Source organism: Cobetia sp. 5-11-6-3 (assembly GCF_013374055.1).
Lineage (GTDB): Bacteria > Pseudomonadota > Gammaproteobacteria > Pseudomonadales > Halomonadaceae > Cobetia > Cobetia marina.
Map to the genome: position 1 here is coordinate 304,722 of NZ_BLWJ01000001.1, position 18,391 is coordinate 323,112.

The 18,391-nt window shown below is 64.0% G+C and carries 13 protein-coding genes and 1 tRNA gene; 8 read left to right on the plus strand and 6 right to left on the minus strand.

Annotated features, from left to right (window positions below; translation table 11 throughout):
- Positions 1-22 precede the first annotated feature (22 nt).
- A tRNA-Gly gene (locus tag HXS66_RS01185) sits at positions 23-96 on the minus strand.
- A gap of 160 nt (positions 97-256) precedes the next feature.
- Positions 257-1,297, minus strand: a complete 1,041-nt coding sequence (locus HXS66_RS01190; protein ID WP_308477989.1) for an adenosine deaminase — start codon at positions 1,295-1,297, stop codon at positions 257-259.
- A 309-nt stretch (positions 1,298-1,606) separates the two neighbouring features.
- On the opposite strand from HXS66_RS01190, the gene HXS66_RS01195 reads away from it, so the two are divergent.
- The gene (locus HXS66_RS01195) at positions 1,607-2,677 is read left to right on the plus strand and encodes a tripartite tricarboxylate transporter substrate binding protein (RefSeq protein ID WP_176502692.1); all 1,071 of its coding nucleotides are present in this window, start codon (positions 1,607-1,609) and stop codon (positions 2,675-2,677) included.
- Between the two features lie 50 nt (positions 2,678-2,727).
- Here HXS66_RS01195 and HXS66_RS01200 read toward each other — a convergent pair whose 3' ends face one another.
- Positions 2,728-4,323 (minus strand): MFS transporter, encoded by a 1,596-nt coding sequence (locus HXS66_RS01200; RefSeq protein WP_176502693.1) that lies wholly within the window; start codon positions 4,321-4,323, stop codon positions 2,728-2,730.
- A 392-nt stretch (positions 4,324-4,715) separates the two neighbouring features.
- Here HXS66_RS01200 and HXS66_RS01205 point away from each other — a divergent pair, with 392 nt between their 5' ends.
- The 3 genes from HXS66_RS01205 to HXS66_RS01215 are packed head-to-tail and all read left to right on the plus strand — an operon-like array spanning position 4,716 to position 7,659.
- A complete protein-coding gene (locus HXS66_RS01205) occupies positions 4,716-5,702 on the plus strand; it encodes a tripartite tricarboxylate transporter substrate binding protein (RefSeq protein WP_176502694.1) in 987 nt (328 codons plus the stop codon).
- On the plus strand, positions 5,702-6,139 hold the full coding sequence (locus HXS66_RS01210) for a tripartite tricarboxylate transporter TctB family protein (RefSeq protein WP_077372626.1): 438 nt from the start codon (positions 5,702-5,704) through the stop codon (positions 6,137-6,139). Before HXS66_RS01205 ends, HXS66_RS01210 begins: the two co-directional genes overlap by 1 nt.
- Positions 6,139-7,659: a tripartite tricarboxylate transporter permease gene (locus HXS66_RS01215; RefSeq protein ID WP_077372623.1), complete on the plus strand. Its 1,521-nt coding sequence runs from the start codon at positions 6,139-6,141 to the stop codon at positions 7,657-7,659. The genes HXS66_RS01210 and HXS66_RS01215 overlap by 1 nt, the downstream gene beginning before the upstream one ends.
- A 91-nt stretch (positions 7,660-7,750) precedes the next feature.
- On the opposite strand, the gene HXS66_RS01220 is transcribed toward HXS66_RS01215, so the two are convergent.
- On the minus strand, positions 7,751-8,419 hold the full coding sequence (locus tag HXS66_RS01220) for a helix-turn-helix domain-containing protein (protein ID WP_176502695.1): 669 nt from the start codon (positions 8,417-8,419) through the stop codon (positions 7,751-7,753).
- 178 nt (positions 8,420-8,597) lie between these two features.
- On the opposite strand from HXS66_RS01220, the gene HXS66_RS01225 reads away from it, so the two are divergent.
- From HXS66_RS01225 to putP, 4 genes are all read left to right on the plus strand, one after another.
- On the plus strand, positions 8,598-8,963 hold the full coding sequence (locus tag HXS66_RS01225; protein ID WP_077372617.1) for a hypothetical protein: 366 nt from the start codon (positions 8,598-8,600) through the stop codon (positions 8,961-8,963).
- On the plus strand, positions 8,963-9,721 hold the full coding sequence (locus HXS66_RS01230; RefSeq protein WP_077372614.1) for an AraC family transcriptional regulator: 759 nt from the start codon (positions 8,963-8,965) through the stop codon (positions 9,719-9,721). The genes HXS66_RS01225 and HXS66_RS01230 overlap by 1 nt, the downstream gene beginning before the upstream one ends.
- Before the next feature lie 434 nt (positions 9,722-10,155).
- A complete protein-coding gene (gene putA / locus HXS66_RS01235) occupies positions 10,156-13,446 on the plus strand; it encodes a bifunctional proline dehydrogenase/L-glutamate gamma-semialdehyde dehydrogenase PutA (protein ID WP_176502696.1) in 3,291 nt (1,096 codons plus the stop codon).
- Between the two features lie 470 nt (positions 13,447-13,916).
- Positions 13,917-15,398, plus strand: a complete 1,482-nt coding sequence (gene putP / locus HXS66_RS01240) for a sodium/proline symporter PutP (protein WP_077372611.1) — start codon at positions 13,917-13,919, stop codon at positions 15,396-15,398.
- A 114-nt stretch (positions 15,399-15,512) separates the two neighbouring features.
- On the opposite strand, the gene HXS66_RS01245 is transcribed toward putP, so the two are convergent.
- On the minus strand, positions 15,513-17,240 hold the full coding sequence (locus HXS66_RS01245; protein WP_176502697.1) for a glucosyltransferase domain-containing protein: 1,728 nt from the start codon (positions 17,238-17,240) through the stop codon (positions 15,513-15,515).
- Between the two features lie 165 nt (positions 17,241-17,405).
- Complete coding sequence (locus HXS66_RS01250) at positions 17,406-18,245, minus strand: mechanosensitive ion channel family protein (RefSeq protein WP_240499561.1); 840 nt, start codon at positions 18,243-18,245, stop codon at positions 17,406-17,408.
- Between the last annotated feature and the right edge of the window lie 146 nt (positions 18,246-18,391).

Below are 18,391 nucleotides of genomic sequence, written 5' to 3' on the forward strand. Positions count from 1 at the left end.
CGGGAGGCTTTTTTGAAGAATCTGGAGCGGGTGAAGGGAATCGAACCCTCGTCTTAAGCTTGGGAAGCTTCTGCTCTACCATTGAGCTACACCCGCAAGGCGGTGCATTGCGCACGCCAGAACTGCATTGTACTCAACGACTTAGCACGGTCAAGCAACATCTGATGGAGCGCTTGCCGCAGGCGGCGTCATGCTGGCGATGTTGATGGCCAAGCCGTTGATTACATTCAGTATTCAAGCGTCAATGTTAATTGCGTCACGCCACGCAGCTGTCGAGTTGCGCGAGCAGCACATCACGGCGGGTGTCACTCATGCCGAGGCCTTCGGCGCGCTGCGGGAAGGCGGCGTCGATGGCATTGCGGCACAGGGTAAGCCACTGCGTCTCGCTGAGATCCAGCGCCTGCTGCACGGCGATGAAGTTGTCGAGCATGCCACCGCCGAAATAGGCCGGGTCATCCGAGTTGAGGGTAATATTGAGGCCCGCATCGATCAGCTTGGGCAGCGGGTGGTCGTCCATGCGCTCCACCACCTTGAGCGCGACATTGGAGAGCGGACACACCGTCAGCGGGATACGCCGCTCGGCGAGTTCCGCGACCAGCGCCGGGTCTTCCAGGCAGCGCACGCCGTGGTCGATACGCTCCACCCCCAGCACCTCAAGCGCGGTGCGAATGTACGCAGCCGGCCCCTCTTCGCCGGCGTGCGCGACACGGTGCCAGCCGCGCTCCCCCGCCAGCTGGAAGACCTCGGTGAACTTCTCCGGCGGGTTGCCGATCTCGGCGCTGTCCAGCCCGACCCCCACGAAGCGTGACTCGAAGGGAATCAGTGCCTCGAACAGTTCGCGTGCAGATTCCGCGGAGTGGCAACGCAGGAAACTCGGCACCAGTGCCGAGGTGATATCGAATTCCTTCACTGCCTCACGACAGGCGCGCTCCAACCCCGCGAACTGGGTGGCCAGGCTCACGCCACGTGACAGATGCGCCTGGGGGTCGAAGAACAGCTCCAGATGCTTGACGCCATCGGCACTCGCGCGGCGGAAATAGTCCTGCGCCAGTCGGTAGAAATGCGACTCGTCATTCAGCACGCCCATGCCCTGATAGTAGAGCGCGAGGAAGGCGGGAAGATCCGCGAAGTCATAGGCCGTCTCGACTTCCTCCAGAGTGGCATAGGGCAAGGCGATGCCCTGCTCCGCCGCCAGCTCGAACATCAGCGCAGGGGTCAGCGAGCCCTCGATATGCAGGTGCAACTCCACCTTGGGCAGGCGGGCGAGAAAGTCATGCATGCGCGGGGTAAGGGTCATGGCCCGTCTCCTCAATGAAAGGCGGCGGCTGGGAGATCGCGAAACGTTCATCACAGCCTGATGGCGCAATTCTAGCAATCCCGGGACCACATTGAGGAGAGAGGCTTGGGGAAATGCCGATTCCTGCCAGGACGCCTCAGCCCTGCGCCTTTCCGCTGCGCGCCGAAATAGGCTATTTTCGTTCATTCGTACTCTCGCAATGACTCACCATGCCAGAACCCGCGAGTACGCAAGCCAGCCGCAGAAGACACGCCGCCCTGGCTTACATAACCATAACGATCGACGCTGAACACCCAAGGACACCCTGCCATGTACGCCACCTTGCCTGCCCGCCGCACCTTGCTGCGCCGCCTGCATTCTCGCCTTGCTGCGCCTCATCGTGCCGGCGCCCTGCCCGCTGCCCTGCTGCTGAGTCTTGGCCTGATGACACCATTGAGCGCCTCCGCCGAGGAAAGCGCGGCCGATGACGTTGCCCCCAGGGGCAAGACTGAATGTATCGCCCCCGCCAAGCCCGGTGGCGGCTGGGACTTCACCTGTCGCAGCGTGGCACGCCTTCTCGATGAGCAGAATCTGATTCCCGCCGGCATGCAGACACTGAATGTGCCCGGTGCCAGCGGGGGTGTTGCCTTCGCGCACGTGAAGTCAAAACGCCATGACGATGAGCAGGTCATCGTGGCGGCCTCCAGCGCCACCACCACTCGCCTGGGGCAGCACGCCTATCAGGACGGCAAGGTGGACGACGTGCGCTGGCTGGTGACGCTGGGCGCGGATTACGGCGTGATCGCGGTGGCCGCGGATTCCCCCTACCAGTCCCTGGGCGACCTGATGAGCGCCATGCAGGCAGACCCCAAGTCGGTGCGCTTTGCCGGGGGAGATGTCGCGGGCGGCTTTGATCACCTCAAGGTGCTGATGGCCGCACGCGAGGCGGGAATCGAGAATCTGCGCGCCCTACCCTATCTGGCCTATGACTCCGGCTCCGTGGCCATCACCCAGGTCATGGGCGGCCACCTGGAGGCCTTCACCGGCGACATGACCGAGGCCCGCGGCTTCGTCGAGTCAGGCCATCTGCGCCTGCTGGCCGTGTTCAGCGAAGAGCGCCTGCCCGGCCAGTACGGCGACATTCCCACCGCACGCGAACAGGGCATCGACGTGGTAGCCCCCAACTGGCGGGGCTTCTATCTGCCGGGTGGCGTCTCCGATGCCGCCTTTGCCTGGTGGGAGCAGACCCTCAACCGCATGGCGGATACGCCCGAGTGGCAACAGGTGATGCAGGACAACGGCCTGATGCCCTTCCACAAGTCCGGCAAGGCGCTGGAGACCTTCATCACCCGCCAGGTGAGCGATGTGGAGCAACTGTCGCGTGAGCTGGGCCTGCTGTGACGGCCTGTCGTCGCAGATAAGCGTGAGACGCGCCCCTCACTGAGCGGATCTCAAGGCGTGGAGGGCGGCCACTGGGCCTTGAGCGCGTCGTGAGACGTAGATGTCTGCCACGCCGGCTCGTCTGATCCCACCGCCGCGGCGGAGTCTGTCCTATCTGACTTCGCGGCGGCGGGGGGGTTTCTGCCGTCTCTCTGATCAATAGTGCTCTGCTCAATAGTGCTTTGATCAATACCGCTCTGATCAATGGCGCTCTGATCAGCAGCGCCCTGAACGTCCACTGGCGTCTCATTGGCCGCAAAGGCCTCATCGAGAGCCTCTTCCAGCGCCTCCTCGAAGGTTTCCTCCAGTTCATGTTCGAAGGCCTCTTCCTGTGCGGCCGCTTCAGCTGCCGCCAGCGCTTCCTGCTCGTCCTCGGCATGTTCATGCGCCCACTCCACCGCCACTTCCACCGCCATCGGTGACGCCGTCGGCAGGATATTCAGATAGCTGTCGGTGTCCTCCAGCGGCACCCTCGCCTTCTGGGTGACCTGATAGAGCGCATACAGCGAGATGGCCACGAAGGTGACGGCCAGCACCAGCCAGAAGGCATGGGGGTCGAGCATCTCCATCGCGCCCCCTGCCGCCAGCGGCCCGAGGATGGCGCCGAGTCCGAAGGAAAAGACAAGCCCGCCCGAGGCGCCCGGCATCTCCTCGGCAGACAGCGAGTCATTGGTGAATGCCAGCAGCAGGGCATACAGCGGCGTGGTCACCCCACCGGCGAGGAACGCGGCGGCGATCAACGGCCACAGGGCATCTCCCGCCATCCAGCCCAGTGCGCAGGACGCTGCACCGGCGGCGGCCAGAATCCCGATCAGCACTCGGCGATCCATGCGGTCCGACAACCAGCCGATGGGGGTCTGCAGAACCAGCGCGCCGGCGAACAGCGTGGCGATGAACAGCGCGATCTGAGCCCCCGAGAGGCCAATCTGGGTGCCGAATACCGCGCCCATCCCCGACTGGGTGGCGTAGACGCTACCGAGCAGAAAGATGCCGATGGCCCCCAGCGGCGAGGCCCGGAACAGCTGACCGAATGACATGGCCCGCGAGACTTCCACCACGGGCGCCACGACCGCCGACAACAGGATGGGGCCGAAGGAGACCGACACGAGAATGGAGGCGCAGATGAACAGCACGGAAGTCGCGGCATCCCCCAGCGTCAGCAGGCCCTGGGCCCCGATGATGCCCAGGGTCTGCGCCATCATGTAGGCCGAGAGCACCTTGCCACGGGTCTCGTTGCTGGCCGCCGCGTTCAGCCAGCTTTCCGCCGTCACATAGATGCCGGACATGCAGAAGCCGATCAACATGCGCAGCAGGGTCCAGGCCCAGGGCTCGGTGAGCAGTGGCAAGGCGATCAGTGCCGCCGAGATGAAACTGCCCAGCGCGGCGAACACCCGCACATGTCCGACCCGCTGGATCAGCACCGGGGTATAACGTGCCCCGGAGAGAAACCCCACGAAGTAGCCCGAGGTGACGATCGCCAGCTCCGCCGAGGAGAAGCCCTCGATGGCGCCACGCAGGCCGATCAGCGTGAAGTGCATGCCGTTGCCGAGCATGATCAGCACGATCCCCAGCAACAACGCCCACACTCCCCCCAGTACCTTGACCATGACGCCTCCTGTTCCTTGCCCCTCGCTCGTCGTCAGGCGATGGCGGGCTTCGGCTACACGCTAGCCCTCGCCAGCCGGCGCTGCAGTTGCTGCAACGCCGCATGAGGTCTCATTCACGACATGCCATGCCGTCATGACCGATAACAGGACAACGTCGAAGTCCCTTCGATGCACCGCTCTGGTGCAGGGAGGCGTCTTTCGACCAAGGTCGGTGCGACGAATGGTGATCTTGCGAGGCAGGGCCGAGGGGACTAATTTCACCATACAGAATAAAGTTCTGCCTTACAGAACTGTAAGGTTGCTGACAGGAAACCGGGAGACGAAGCCCGCCACTGTCCTGCCAGCGCAAAGAGTGCATACCAATAACAAGCTCAACGACATCAGAGGTCGCCATGACACGCCATCTGTCTCTCAAACTCCTGACCGCCGCGGTGGTCACCGCCATGTCCGCCCAGGCCCTCGCCTTCGAGCCCAAGGGCAAGGTCGACTGCATCGCACCGGCAGACCCGGGCGGCGGCTGGGATTTCACCTGCCGCAGCGTCGGCAAGCTGCTGTCTGATCTCGAATACGTGCCAGGCAACGTCCAGACCATCAACATGGCCGGTGCCGGTGGTGGCGTCGCCTTCGCCCATACCGTCTCCAAGCGCGCCGGTGATGAGCAGCTGCTGGTGGCCGCGTCCACCGCGACCACCACGCGTCTGGCTCAGGGTCAGTTCCCGGGCATGAATCAGGATCAGGTCAACTGGATCGGCGCACTGGGCGCGGATTACGGCGCCATCGCCGTCGCCAAGGACTCGCCCTACAACACCTTGAGCGAGGTGATGGAGGCGCTGAAGAAAGACCCGAAATCCGTCAAGTTCGCCGGCGGCAGTGCGGCAGGCGGCTGGGATCACCTCAAGGTACTGATCGCCGCCCAGGCAGCCGGTGTCGAGAACCTGCCCAAGGTCTCCTACCTGTCCTACAACAACGGCGGTGAGGCGATTACCCAGGTCGTCGGCGGCCACGTGCAGGCCTTCACCGGTGACATCTCCGAGATCCAGGGCTTCATGGAGTCCGGTGATCTGAAGGTACTGGCCGTGCTCTCCGAAGAGCGCCTGCCGGGCAAGCTGGCTGACGTCCCCACCGCACGCGAGCAGGGGATCGATGCCGTCGCGCCCAACTGGCGTGGCTTCTACATGCCGGCCGACATCAGCGATGACGCCGAGCAGTACTGGACCACGACATTGGACAACGTCTACACCAGCGATGAATGGAAGGACGTGATGACCAAGAGCGGCCTGATACCGTTCCACAAATCGGGTGCCGAGTTTGATGCCTTCGTGAAGGCACAGATCAAGGACATCCAGACGCTCTCCAAGGACATTGGGCTGATTCGCTGATGAATGACCGCATCTTTGGTCTGCTGATGCTCACCCTGGCCGTCGCGTACGGCTGGGGTGCCCAGCAGTTCCCCGAACCCTTCGGTGGGGCCGAGTCCATCGGTCCTGAAACCTTCCCTACCGTGCTGTCCATCGTGCTGGGCCTGAGCAGTCTGTACCTGATCCTGCGGCCTGACCCTGACCAGCACTGGCCGTGGAGCCGCACCGGCGCCGAGATGGTGCTGGCGATCGTGATCCTGTGCCTCTACACCGCGCTGCTGGAGCCGCTGGGCTTCATCGTCACGACCACCGCTGCGGTCGGCACCCTGTGCTGGCGCATGGGGGCCACGCCGCTCAAGGCCTATGCCACGGGGCTGGTCGGCGGCATCGTCGTCTTCGCCCTGTTCAACTTCGTGCTTGAGCTACCACTGCCGCTGGGCATTCTGGAGGTGGCGTAATGGAAAGTCTTGGCTTCTTGATGCAGGGCTTCGGCATCGCCCTGCAGCCAGAAAATCTGATGTTTGCCGTGCTGGGTGCCTTCCTCGGTACCTTGATCGGCGCCCTGCCGGGTCTGGGCCCGGCCAATGGCGTGGCCATCCTGATTCCGCTGGCCTTCACCCTGGGCCTGAGCCCGGAGACGTCGCTGATCCTGCTGACCTCGGTCTACGCCGGTGCCATGTACGGCGGGCGCATCTCCTCGATCCTGCTCAACATCCCGGGCGATGAGCCGGCGATGATGACCTGTCTCGATGGCTATCCGATGGCCCAGAAGGGCAAGGCCGCCGAAGCGATGGCCATCTCGGCGATCGCCTCCTTCATCGGCAGCCTGATCGCCACCATCGGCCTGATCGTGATGGCACCGTGGCTGGCCAGCTTCGCGCTGACCTTCGGCCCGGCGGAGTACTTCGCGCTGTTCGTGCTGGCCTTCGCCACCCTGGGTGGCATCACCGGCAAGAACCCGGTCAAGACCCTGATGGCGGCGGCCATCGGCCTGATGATCGCCACCGTCGGCATCGATGCCTCCACCGGCACCCAGCGCTACACCTACGACATTCTCGAGCTGTATGAAGGCATCGACTTCATCATCGCCATCGTCGGTCTGTTCGCCATCTCGGAACTGCTGTTCTTCATCGAGCAGCACGCCGGGGAAGGCAAGGCGATGATCGCGATGAACAAGATGACCCTGAAGCTCAAGGACATCGTGGCCATCCTGCCGACCGCCTTCCGTGGCGGGGTGCTGGGCTTCATTTCCGGCGTGTTGCCGGGCGCCGGGGCCTCGCTGGGCAGCTTCATCAGCTACACCCTGGAAAAGAAGATCATCGGCAAGAAAGGTCACTTCGGTGAAGGGGACCCGCGTGGGGTCGCCGCACCGGAAGCCGGCAACAACGGGGCGGCCTCCGGTGCCCTGGTGCCGATGCTGACACTGGGCGTGCCCGGTTCCGGTACCACTGCGGTACTGCTGGCGATGCTGATCTCGCTCAACATCACCCCGGGACCGCTGATGTTCTCCCAGCACGGTGACATCGTGTGGGGCGTGATCGCGGCACTGCTGATCGGCAACGTCATCCTGCTGCTGATGAACATTCCGATGGTCGGCATCTTCGTCAAGCTGCTGTCCGTGCCGCCCAAGTACCTGCTGCCGGTGGTGACGATGGTCGCCTTCGTCGGCATCTACTCCATCAGCCACTCCGCCTTCGACCTGTACTTCATGGTCGCCTTCGGGGTCGCCGGCTACTTCCTGCGCAAGCTGGACATCCCGCTGGTACCGGTCATCCTGGGCATGCTGCTGGGCCCGGAAATGGAGAAGAACCTGCGCCACGCCATGCAGCTGTCCGACGGCGACTGGACCATCCTGATCGGCAGCCCCCTGGCCGTGACCCTGTGGTGCATCGCCATCGCCGGCCTGCTTCTGCCGGTGATCGTCGGCCCCATCCTGCGTCGCCGCATGGGGGCCGCCAAGGCCGCCACCGACGCCTGAGGCAAGCGCTTCCTGCAAAGGGAAGACGGCCAACCACACGACGCCCCCGCCGGTTACCCGGCGGGGGCGTCGTGTCATTCAGCCCTCCTCTTCACCTGGCGCTCTGCTGCCACTCCTGCATCAGCTGCCGTGCCTGGCCGGGCGTCAGGCGAGCCGATGGGCCGCTGAGCATGATGACTTCCGCCGGGCCCAAGCCTTCATCGTGATGCGGGGCGACGCTCACGGCCAGGGCTGCCACCGTCAGCCCCGCAGCCTCACCGACCTCGATCTCGCCACTGTCGATGCAGTGATGCAGCAAGGCGGATAGCGCCTCCTCGATCCATTCCCCCTCCTCCAGCTGATGGCGCAGCGGCGCCTCACTGACGCGAACATAGCGACAGATCGCCTGCCGGGGGCGGGTCAGCCCCTCGACGGGACGCGCCTGCGCAGCCGGGCCATGCTCGACCAGCAGCAGGCTGGCCGTCTCACCACTGGCCGCATGCAGGCGTGCCAGCCAGCCACGCTGCAGGGTCTCGCGGGCATCGAGTCCGGGCGCCAGCTCGGCGAAGCGCCCAAGCGCCGCGCCGATGGCATAGATTCCATGGCTGTCACGCGTCACGTAGCCGAAATGCTCGAGCGAGCCCATCAGACGCAGAATCGTGCTCTTGTAGAAACCGCTGGCCTGGGCCAGCTCGTTGAGCGTCAGACGAGGCGTCTCGGGGGTGAAGGCTTCCAGCAGGGTCAAGGCACGCTCGACCGATTCCACGCGTTGATTGGCCATGATTCGGCATTCCCCTTGGATGGACGGGTCACTCATGACCCTGCGGATGTCGCGAGAATCATGCCATATCGTTCTGCCAGACAGAACATCACCCGACACGCCGGACTGACGATGGCGCCGGACAGGCGTGGTAGAATGCCCCATCATTCCCTCGGCTCTGCCCGCACAAGGTTCGCTCATGACCATCTTCATCATTACCTTCGTGGTCTGCCTGATCGTCAGCGTCGGCACTGTCGCTCTGCTCATGATGTCGCGCACACCGCGATTTCGTACCGATTTCAGTGATATCGCCCGCGTGCTGGATCAGGCGGTCAGCGGCGAGATCAACGAGAACGAGTGGCATAGCGTGATCGGCTACCCGATTCGTCATGATGAATATCTGGAAAGCCTGCGCCGCCGCTGTCAGGGCATCTTCGACAAGCACGCCAGACCCTGGCAACTGGCGCAGGGCGGCGCGCTGTTCTCCCGCGAAGGCCGTGAGGAACTCAACGTCCTGCTGGGACACCTGCGCGCCCGCACGGGCGTGGCGGAGACCCGCGCCTGATGGTCAACAGCGAGATGCGCCTGATCCCGCTTTCCAACCTGCGGGAACACCATGATCACAGCTACCACCAGCTGGTGATCGGGCTGGATGGGCTGGCCGAATTCGAGATCGAAGGCCAGGGCGGCGAGATTCGCCCCCTGACCGGCTGTATCGTGCCGGCAGACCACGTGCACTATTACGCGGGCATCGGCGAGAATCGCCAGTTGATTCTGGACCTGCCTGATGACGCGCCCTATCTGACCGGTCAGCATCGTGACCTGAAGCGTCTGTTCGAGCGCCCGCGCTTCTTCACGCTGGATACCCGGCTGCGCGGCTATCTGGAATTCATGCTCGCCGAGGTCAATGACTACCAGCAGGCCCCCGGCGACCTGCTGGCTGCCACCTTCCTCGCCTGTCTCAACTCGCGTATCGCCGAGCCGATGAGCGCCCTGAACGGCACCGGCCGCCAGCTGGATCTGGTCGCTCTGAACCGCTTCATCGATGCCAACCTGCATCGCCGACTGAGCGTGGCGGATCTGGCACGTCAGTCCCACCTGTCCGAACAGCATTTCAGTGAGCGCTTTCGCGTGTTGACGGGGCTTTCGCCCTATCAGTACCTGCTGCGCCGCCGCTTGGACGAAGCGCGCCATCTGCTGGACAGCAGCGACCTCTCCCTGTCGCAGATTGCCGAGCGCTGCGGGTTCGCGAATCAGAGCGCACTCTCGCACGCCTTCCGCAAGCACCTCGGTTTCCCGCCTTCCGCACTGCGCAAGTCCTGAACGCCCCCACCCAGCGTCTCCCGATCGCAAGCTCTGACCACAAGCGCTGAGCGCCACCTCTGATCACAAGCCCTGAACGCCAGCGCTGAACAAAAGCCCTGGACGCAAGCCCTGGCCAGGGGCGCTGTCCTTCGAGCGTGACCGTCAGGGATCTGACACAGGACACTCCGACCTTGGTCTAACAAGTTCGCGTCAATTGACGTCATGCTTTTCGACGAAGGTCGCAGATAGCGGCAGGTTTCACGCTACGCCCGTGGATTTGACACGCGAAGCCGAGAAATTGGAAAGACCCGCCCCCCTGCACCACCCTACATTCACCGGTATCCAACAAGACGTGCCGATGTCCCGCCCGGATGCGCCTCGCATCACCTTCGCGCATCGTGCCCGGCAATCCTATCTGGCGTAATGCCACCCAGCAGCAGGGGGTTTGCTCAATGACCACCGTCACTCCGGCCGTTCCGGCCACTACCCAGCCGTCCGATTCCCTCAAGGAAACGCCGCGTACCGCTTGCCCGCTGGGCGAGACGGTGCTGCGTGCCGACGAGATTCTGGCGCCGAATACCTGGCAGCGCGATCCGAGCAAGCTGTTCTCACGGGTCAGCGACCACTATCTGGTCGACGAAGATGGTTTCGTGGCTGAGCTGGTCAAGCTGCTGGACGTCAACGATGCCGACATCAAGCGTGTCGGTGACAAGGCCGCGGAGCTTGTCCGCGAGATTCGCACCATGGACACCGCCGTCGATTCCATCGACGAGCTGCTGCAGCAATACAGCCTCGACACCCAGGAAGGCGTGCTGCTGATGTGCCTGGCCGAGGCGCTGCTGCGCATTCCGGACAAGGACACCGCCGATGCGCTGATCGAGGACAAGCTGGGCGTGGCCGACTGGAAATCCCACCTCGGCCAGAGCGAGTCCTGGTTCGTCAATGCCTCCACCTGGGGCCTTCTGATGACCGGCAACGTCATCAAGATGGATCTGCCCAAGAATGACGGCAAGCCGGCGACCTTCATCAATCGCATGGTCAACCGCATGGGCGAGCCGGTCATCCGTCGCGCCATGTATCAGGCCATGAAGATCATGGGCAAGCAGTTCGTGCTGGGCCGTGACATCAAGGAAGCGCTCAAGCGCTCCCAGCCGCAGTTCGAGAAGGGCTACACCTACTCCTACGACATGCTCGGCGAAGCCGCCTGCACGCGTGCCGATGCCAAGGGCTACTTCGATGACTACGCGCGCGCCATTCGCACCGTGGGCGAGACCTCTCGCAAGCTGAAGGCCGCGACGCCGTCACCGTCGGTCTCCATCAAGCTGTCCGCCCTGCACCCGCGCTATGAATTCGGCCGTCGCGAGCAGATTCTGGAAGAGCTGGTCGCCAGCGTGCGCGAACTGGTCAGCATCGCGCGCGAACTGGAAGTCGCCATCACCATCGATGCCGAAGAGGTCGATCGCCTCGAGCTGTCGCTGGAAGTCTTCCGCGCCGTCTACGAGAGCGACACCTGCCGCGGCTGGGGCAAGTTCGGTCTGGTGGTGCAGGCCTACTCCACCCGCGCTCTGCCGACGCTTCAGTATCTGAACCGCATCGCCGACCTGCAGGGTGACGAGATCCCGCTGCGCCTGGTCAAGGGCGCCTACTGGGACAGCGAGATCAAGGAATCCCAAGAGCTGGGGGTCGACGGTTATCCGGTCTTCACTCGCAAGGCCTCCACCGATGTCAGCTATCTGGCCTGCGTGCGCTTCCTGCTGTCCGAGAACACCCGTGGCCGCATCTATCCGCAGTTCGCGACCCACAACGCTCACACCATCAGCACCATTCTGGACGTGGCCAACTCAGGCGAGACGCGCCAGTTCGAATTCCAGCGTCTGCACGGCATGGGCGAGGCGCTGTACGACGCCGCCCTCAAGCGCGCTCCCGAAGGGACCTGGTGCCGTATCTATGCGCCGGTCGGTGCCCACAAGGACCTGCTCCCCTACCTGGTGCGTCGCCTGCTGGAGAACGGCGCCAACTCCTCGTTCGTCCACCAGCTGGTCGACCCGCGCGTGCCGGTCGAGAGCCTGTGCGTTCACCCGGTCACCACGCTGTCCCAGTTCAAGACCTACCACAATCCGCGTATCGCCCTGCCGCCGCATATCTATGGCGAGGGCCGTCGCAACTCACGCGGCATCAATCTGAACATCAACAGCCAGTACCAGCCGCTGATGGACGAGATGGCCAGGTTCATGGACAGCACCTACGACGTGCGTCCGCAGCTGGCCTTCGATGTCGACGCCAATGCCGAACGACGTCAGGCCGTGACCTGCCCGTTCGATCGCCGCGTCACCGTGGGCCACGTGCAGTGGACCAGCGCCGATGAAGCCTCCCGCGCCATCGACGCCGCCTGGGCCGCCTTCCCGCGCTGGGAGATGACCCCGGTCGAGGAGCGTGCCGCCATCCTCGAGCGCTTTGGCGATCTGATGGAAGCCCATACCGCGGAGCTGATGACCCTGTGCTCCCGCGAGGGCGGCAAGCTTCTGACCGATGGCATCGCCGAGATTCGCGAAGCCGTCGACTTCTGCCGCTACTACGCCAACCGCGCGCGTGCCGACTTCGGTGCCCCCACCGTCCTGCGTGGCCCGACCGGCGAGCACAACGAGATCCTGCTGGGCGGCAAGGGCGTGTTCGCCTGCATCAGCCCCTGGAACTTCCCGGTCGCGATCTTCTGCGGTCAGATGGTCGCCGCGGCCGTCACCGGCAACACCGTGGTCGCCAAACCGGCCGAGCAGACCTCGCTGGTCGCGCACCGTGTCGTCGAGCTGCTGCGTGAAGCCGGCATGCCGCGAGATGTCGTGCAGCTGCTGCCGGGCGATGGCCCGACCGTGGGCAGCGTGCTCTCCAGCGACCCGCGCATCACCGGTGTCTGCTTCACCGGCTCCACCCAGACAGCCCAGATCATCAACCGCTCTCTGGCGGCACGAGAGAATGCCCCGCTGCCGAGTCTGATCGCCGAGACCGGTGGCCTCAACGCCATGATCGTCGACTCCACCGCCCTGCCGGAGCAGGTCGTCAATGACGTGGTGCAGTCCGCCTTCCAGAGCGCCGGGCAGCGCTGTTCCGCCCTGCGTGTGCTCTACGTCCAGGAAGATGTCGCCGAGCGCGTCATCGGCCTGCTCAAGGGCGCGATGGATGAGCTGAAGATCGGCGATCCGCGCGACCTGGGCACTGATGTCGGCCCGGTCATCGATGAAGAGGCACGCGCCGGTCTGCTCAAGCACATCGAGGAATATCGTGCCCAGGGCCGCGTGGTGGCGGAAGCCAGCATGGACCCGGCGCACACCGCCGAAGGCACCTTCGTCGCGCCGATCGCGCTGCGCATCGACGGCATCGACAGCCTGGAAAGCGAGCAGTTCGGGCCGATCCTGCACATCGCCACCTGGAAAGGCGGCGATATCGACAAGGTCATCGATACCATCAATGGCCTGGGCTATGGCCTGACCTTCGGTGTGCATTCCCGAAACGAAAGTTTTGCTAATGGAGTTGCACAGAAAATTCGTGTTGGTAATGTCTACGTCAACAGGAATATCATCGGCGCAGTGGTGGGTGTACAGCCGTTTGGTGGTCAGGGCTTCTCCGGTACCGGTCCGAAAGCCGGCGGCCCCCACTACCTGCACCGTTTCGCCACCGAGAAGACCCGTACCATCAACACCACGGCACTCGGCGGCAACGCGTCTCTTCTGGCCATGGGCGACGAATGATCGGCGCTATCGCCGGTGACGGGCTCGGCATGACGGGCCTGCACGACGAGTAGCATCGGTCCCGCCTGACAGAGGACTGCATGCCGGACGTGCATGAAGTAGTCAGGCAATGGGCATCAGGACGATGCCTGGCACACCCTCTCTGCAGCACGAGGGGTGTGCTTCGGACACCGACAGGGATGCCACTTGGCAGACAGGCCGATTGACTGGCCTGCCCGCCAGGTGCCCTGCGGTGTCCGTTGCCGTTCTCCTGCTTGATTCGACGGCGACATGCGGGGACGGAGAGGCTTCAGATGATTCGTTTATGCGCTAGTCTGAACATATACAGAATGGCACCAGCCCTTGCAGGACGGTGACATTCGGTAGGTGCTCAGGGCCATGGCGGTGATGCACCAGGCGGTGCCATCTCCTCCGGGATTATCGGAACGCTCGACGTCCGACAACAATAAATGCAAAGGATTTACTCCACGATGGTCGAAAATAGCCCCACAATTCTCATCACGTTTGCCGTCTATCTGGCGGTGATGCTTGGCATCGGCCTGCTGGCCTACAAGCGCACCTCCAACATGTCGGACTACATCCTGGGCGGCCGCTCACTGGGCCCCTGGACCTCCGCGATTTCCGCCGGCGCCTCTGACATGTCCGGCTGGCTGCTGCTGGGCCTGCCGGGTGCGGCCTACCTCAGTGGTCTGTCCGCTGCGTGGATCGGCATCGGCCTGCTGGCCGGTACCTGGCTCAACTGGCTGATCGTCGCCAAGCGCCTGCGTATCTACAGCTTCGTCGCCAGCGACTCCCTGACGCTGCCGGATTACTTCGAGAAGCGCTTCCGCGACAACTCCAAGATGCTGCGTGTCATCTCGGCCGTCTTCATCCTGCTGTTCTTCCTCTTCTACACCAGCTCCGGTCTGGTGGCGGGCGGCAAGCTGTTCGAGACCGTCTTCGGCCTCGACTACACCATCGCCGTGACCGTCGGCACCATCGCCATCGTGTCCTACACCTTCTTCGGCGGCTTCCTCGCCGTGTCGTGGACCGACCTCATCCAGGGTCTGATGATGGCCGCCGCGCTGATCGTGGTGCCCATCGTCGCGCTCACCGACATGGGTGGCGTGGCAGAAGCGAGCTCGCGCATCACCGCCGAGAACCCGCTGCTGCTGGAATGGTTCCGTGACGCCTCCACCGGTGAAGCCCTGACGCTGGTCGGCATCATCTCGTCACTGGCCTGGGGTCTGGGCTACTTCGGTCAGCCGCACATCCTGGCGCGCTTCGCGGCCATCCGCAGCGAGAAGGATGTCGGCACCGCACGCACCATCGCCGTCATCTGGTCAGCCCTGGGGCTGTTCGCCGCCATCTGCATCGGCCTGCTGGGTCTCGTCTATGTGCCGAAGGATCTGGCCGACAGCGAGAAGATCTTCATGGTCATGGTGAACTTCATCTTCCACCCGGCGGTCGCCGGCGTGCTGCTGGCCGCCATCCTGGCTGCCGTGATGTCCACCGCCGACTCCCAGCTGCTGGTGTCTTCCTCTGCGCTGGCCGATGACTTCTACAAGGCGCTGTTCAAGAAGGACGCGACCCAGTCCGAGCTGGTGTGGGTCGGTCGCTTCGCCGTGATCGGCATCGCCATCATCGCGTGGGTGCTGGCACTGGACCCGAACTCCAGCGTACTGGGCCTGGTGTCCTACGCCTGGGCCGGCTTCGGCGCGGCCTTCGGTCCGGCGCTGATCATGTCGCTGTACTGGCGTCGCATGAACCGCTTCGGCGCTCTGGCCGGCATCATCGTCGGTGGCGTGACCGTGGTGGTCTGGAAGCAGCTGTCCGGTGGCATCTTCGACCTCTACGAGATCGTGCCGGGCGTCATCTTCGCCTACATCGCCATCTACGTGGTCAGCATCATGACCGCAGCGCCGAGCGATGAGATCACCGACGAATTCGAACAGGTCGAGAACCACGCCTGATCGAACTCGGCAGCATGATCTGCCGTGAGACACGACAACGCCGCCCCTCGGGGCGGCGTTGTCGTGTCTGGATAAGCGTCTGGGCAAGCGCCTGGGCAAGCGTCTGGACGCACGTCAGGGTCTCACGTCTGCTCGGCGACAGTTCTCGGCGGTGCGAAAGTCGATCACCCAGACACCCTCCCGCAAGGTCTGGGTGAAGATTCTCGGCGATCCCCCCTCATCTCCCGGGGCATCCACTGACGCGCGCTCGTCACAGACAGGCGGCTCCTTGATACTGGCCTTGCGCTCATCATCGCGCAGCAGGGTCGCCGCACTGGCACCGGCCATGCGCAATCTCACCACAGCCCAATAGTTGTCAGGCGTGAAGGCGGCGATCAGGTTCTGGCGCACGGCGGGCACCTGACGCTCAGCGACCCGCGCCAGCGGTGCCAGCGGCGCCTTCCCCAGCACCTGCACCGCCAGCTCGTCATGGGGCCGATAGGTGTCGCGGTCACGTGGTGAGGTGATCGGCAGTCCCAGCTCACGTGCCTGGGTGACGATCTCACGCGCCAGCTGGGTCTCATGGGTCTGCTGGGCGGCCAGCGCATTGCTCCAGGCCGCGAAGATCAACCAGTGACGCAGCAACAGCAGTGCCGCCAGCGCCAGCAGACAGCGCCGCAGCGTGAAGCGCTCGGAGCCTCTCGCCTGCCGGCCCGCCAGGCTCAGCATCAGGGCACCGCCCAGCAGTGCCCCCCAGCCCACCAGGGTGCGCGAGTGAAAGACCGGCTCCGCCAGCATCAGCATCGGCCCCCACAGTGCAGGTATCAGCAGCAGCGCCCATAGCAGACGACTCAGACGCTCCAGCGTCAGCTGGCGCGAGGACACCTGGCGTGCGCCATGCCGCCGGCCTGCTGTCATCAGCGCCGCCCCCAGCGCTACCACCAGCAGGCTGCCACTCAGTGCCCCGCTGACGAGATCCAGTCCGCCACGCAGTGCGGCAAGTGCCTGTACGAGATGCTGCTCCAAGGCGGCCAGCAGCGCCGGCAGATCCCCCAGCGACAGCATCTCGCCGTGCTGCTGGCTGTAGTCGCCCGCCACCAGCAGTCGTGACAGCGGCAGGTAGAGCAGCAAGGCAGCCAGCACCAGTCCGCCGCGCTGCAGCAGCGCAAGCCAGGCGCGCCATACCGATTCACTCTGTTCGGTCTTTCCCTCTTCGAACTTCCTCTCTTCGGTATTTCTCTCTTCAGCCTCTCTCCTTTCGACCCCGCGCGGGCGCGACCCCATCAGGGCGTCCAGCAGGCTCAGTACCAGAAAGACGTTCAGCGCCGGCTGGTAGCAGCACAGGGCCAGCAGCAGCAATCCCAGCGCCATCAATGAAGGTTGCCAGCGGCGCTGCGAACGTTGCCCCGGCCCGTGGACACCCGGGCGCAGGATCAGGCTGGCCAGCATCGCGCTGGCAAGCCCGAGACTCATCGGCAGGCTGTCGTAGGCATAGCTGAAGTTCTGCAGCGTGAAGGGTGTCAGCCAGATGAGCGCATTGCCCAGCACGCAGACGCCCGGCGAGAGCCCCGGCACCCGGCGCCACCAGACCAGCGCCATACCGGCCGCGATGCCCCAGGCCGCCAGCTGCGGCAAGGGCGCGACATTGACAAGCTCTCCCCCGAAGCCCAGCAGGCGCATCACGCCTTCCGCGGCCGGCCGGGCATTCAGCCCCCATCCGAAGTAGCCATCCAGGGTACGACTCATGTCATCCAGATAGAGGGCCTGCTGGCTTAACAGCGGCACGAGCCCGATGCCGAGCACGGCCAGGCTGGCAAGCAGAAGGCGCCACGCCTGGCGACGTTGGCGACGAGTCAGATCCATGATCATGTACAAGAGACGACACTCCCGGTCCTGGAGGATGAACCACTGCCACACTCGAGAGTAGCTGACTCGCGCCACAAAAAAACGCCACCCGAAGGTGGCGTTCTTTCATGTCATGGCAAGTCATGTCATGGCAAGTCATGCCATCACGCGAGGACAGGTGGCTTACTCGGCCGCCCTGCCCGGCTGATGGATATGCACATCGCGCTGCGGATAGGGGATGCTGATGCCGCGCTCATCGAAGGTCAGCTTGATGCGCTCGGTCATGTCCCACTTCAGTGCCCAGTAGTCGGAGGCCTGGCACCACATGCGGAAGTTGAAGTTGACCGAGCTGTCGGCCAGTTCCGCCACGGCGATCAGGTAGGACGGCTCCTTCATGATGCGCTCGTCGCTGTTGACCAGCTCCTCGAGCACCGCCTTGACCTGACGGATGTCGTCGTCATAGCTGACCCCGACCACCAGATCCAGACGACGTGTCGGCAGTGCCGAATAATTGGTGATGGTCTGGGACATCACGCTGGAGTTGGGCACGGTGACCTTGCGATTGTCCGGCGTCACCAGACGAGTCTGCAGCATGGTGATCTGGTCGACGCTGCCGGACGTCCCGGCGGCCTCGATGTAATCGCCCTTCTTGAACGGACGCAGCGTCACCAGCAGGAAGCCCGAGGCCAGATTGGACAGTGAGCTCTGCAGTGCCAGACCGATGGCCAGACCCGCCGCACCCAGCGCCGCGATCATCGACGTGGTATCGACCCCCACCTGATCCAGCGCGGTCAGCAGCACCATGACCACCAGAATCGCGTAGGCGATCTGACCGACGAAGCCTGCCGCCGCCTCGTCCATGCTCTTGCGTTGCAACAGCGAGGTGACCCAGCGGGTCAGACGCTTGGCCACCCACATCCCGAACACCAGCACGGCCAGTGCTGACAACAGGGTCCCGCCCCACCACAACGCCAGCTCGAACAACTGGTCGGTTTCCATGGGAATGGCATTCAGAAAATCCACACTAACTCCTTGTAAGCCCCTTGCGATGACAGTCACTGACTACCGGGCGCTTTCTCTTGATAGGACACGAGCCGTTCACCATCAGGCGAACTGCCGCTCGGTCGGACGGATCATTCACGTTGCCGCGCGCACAATTTACCTGACTA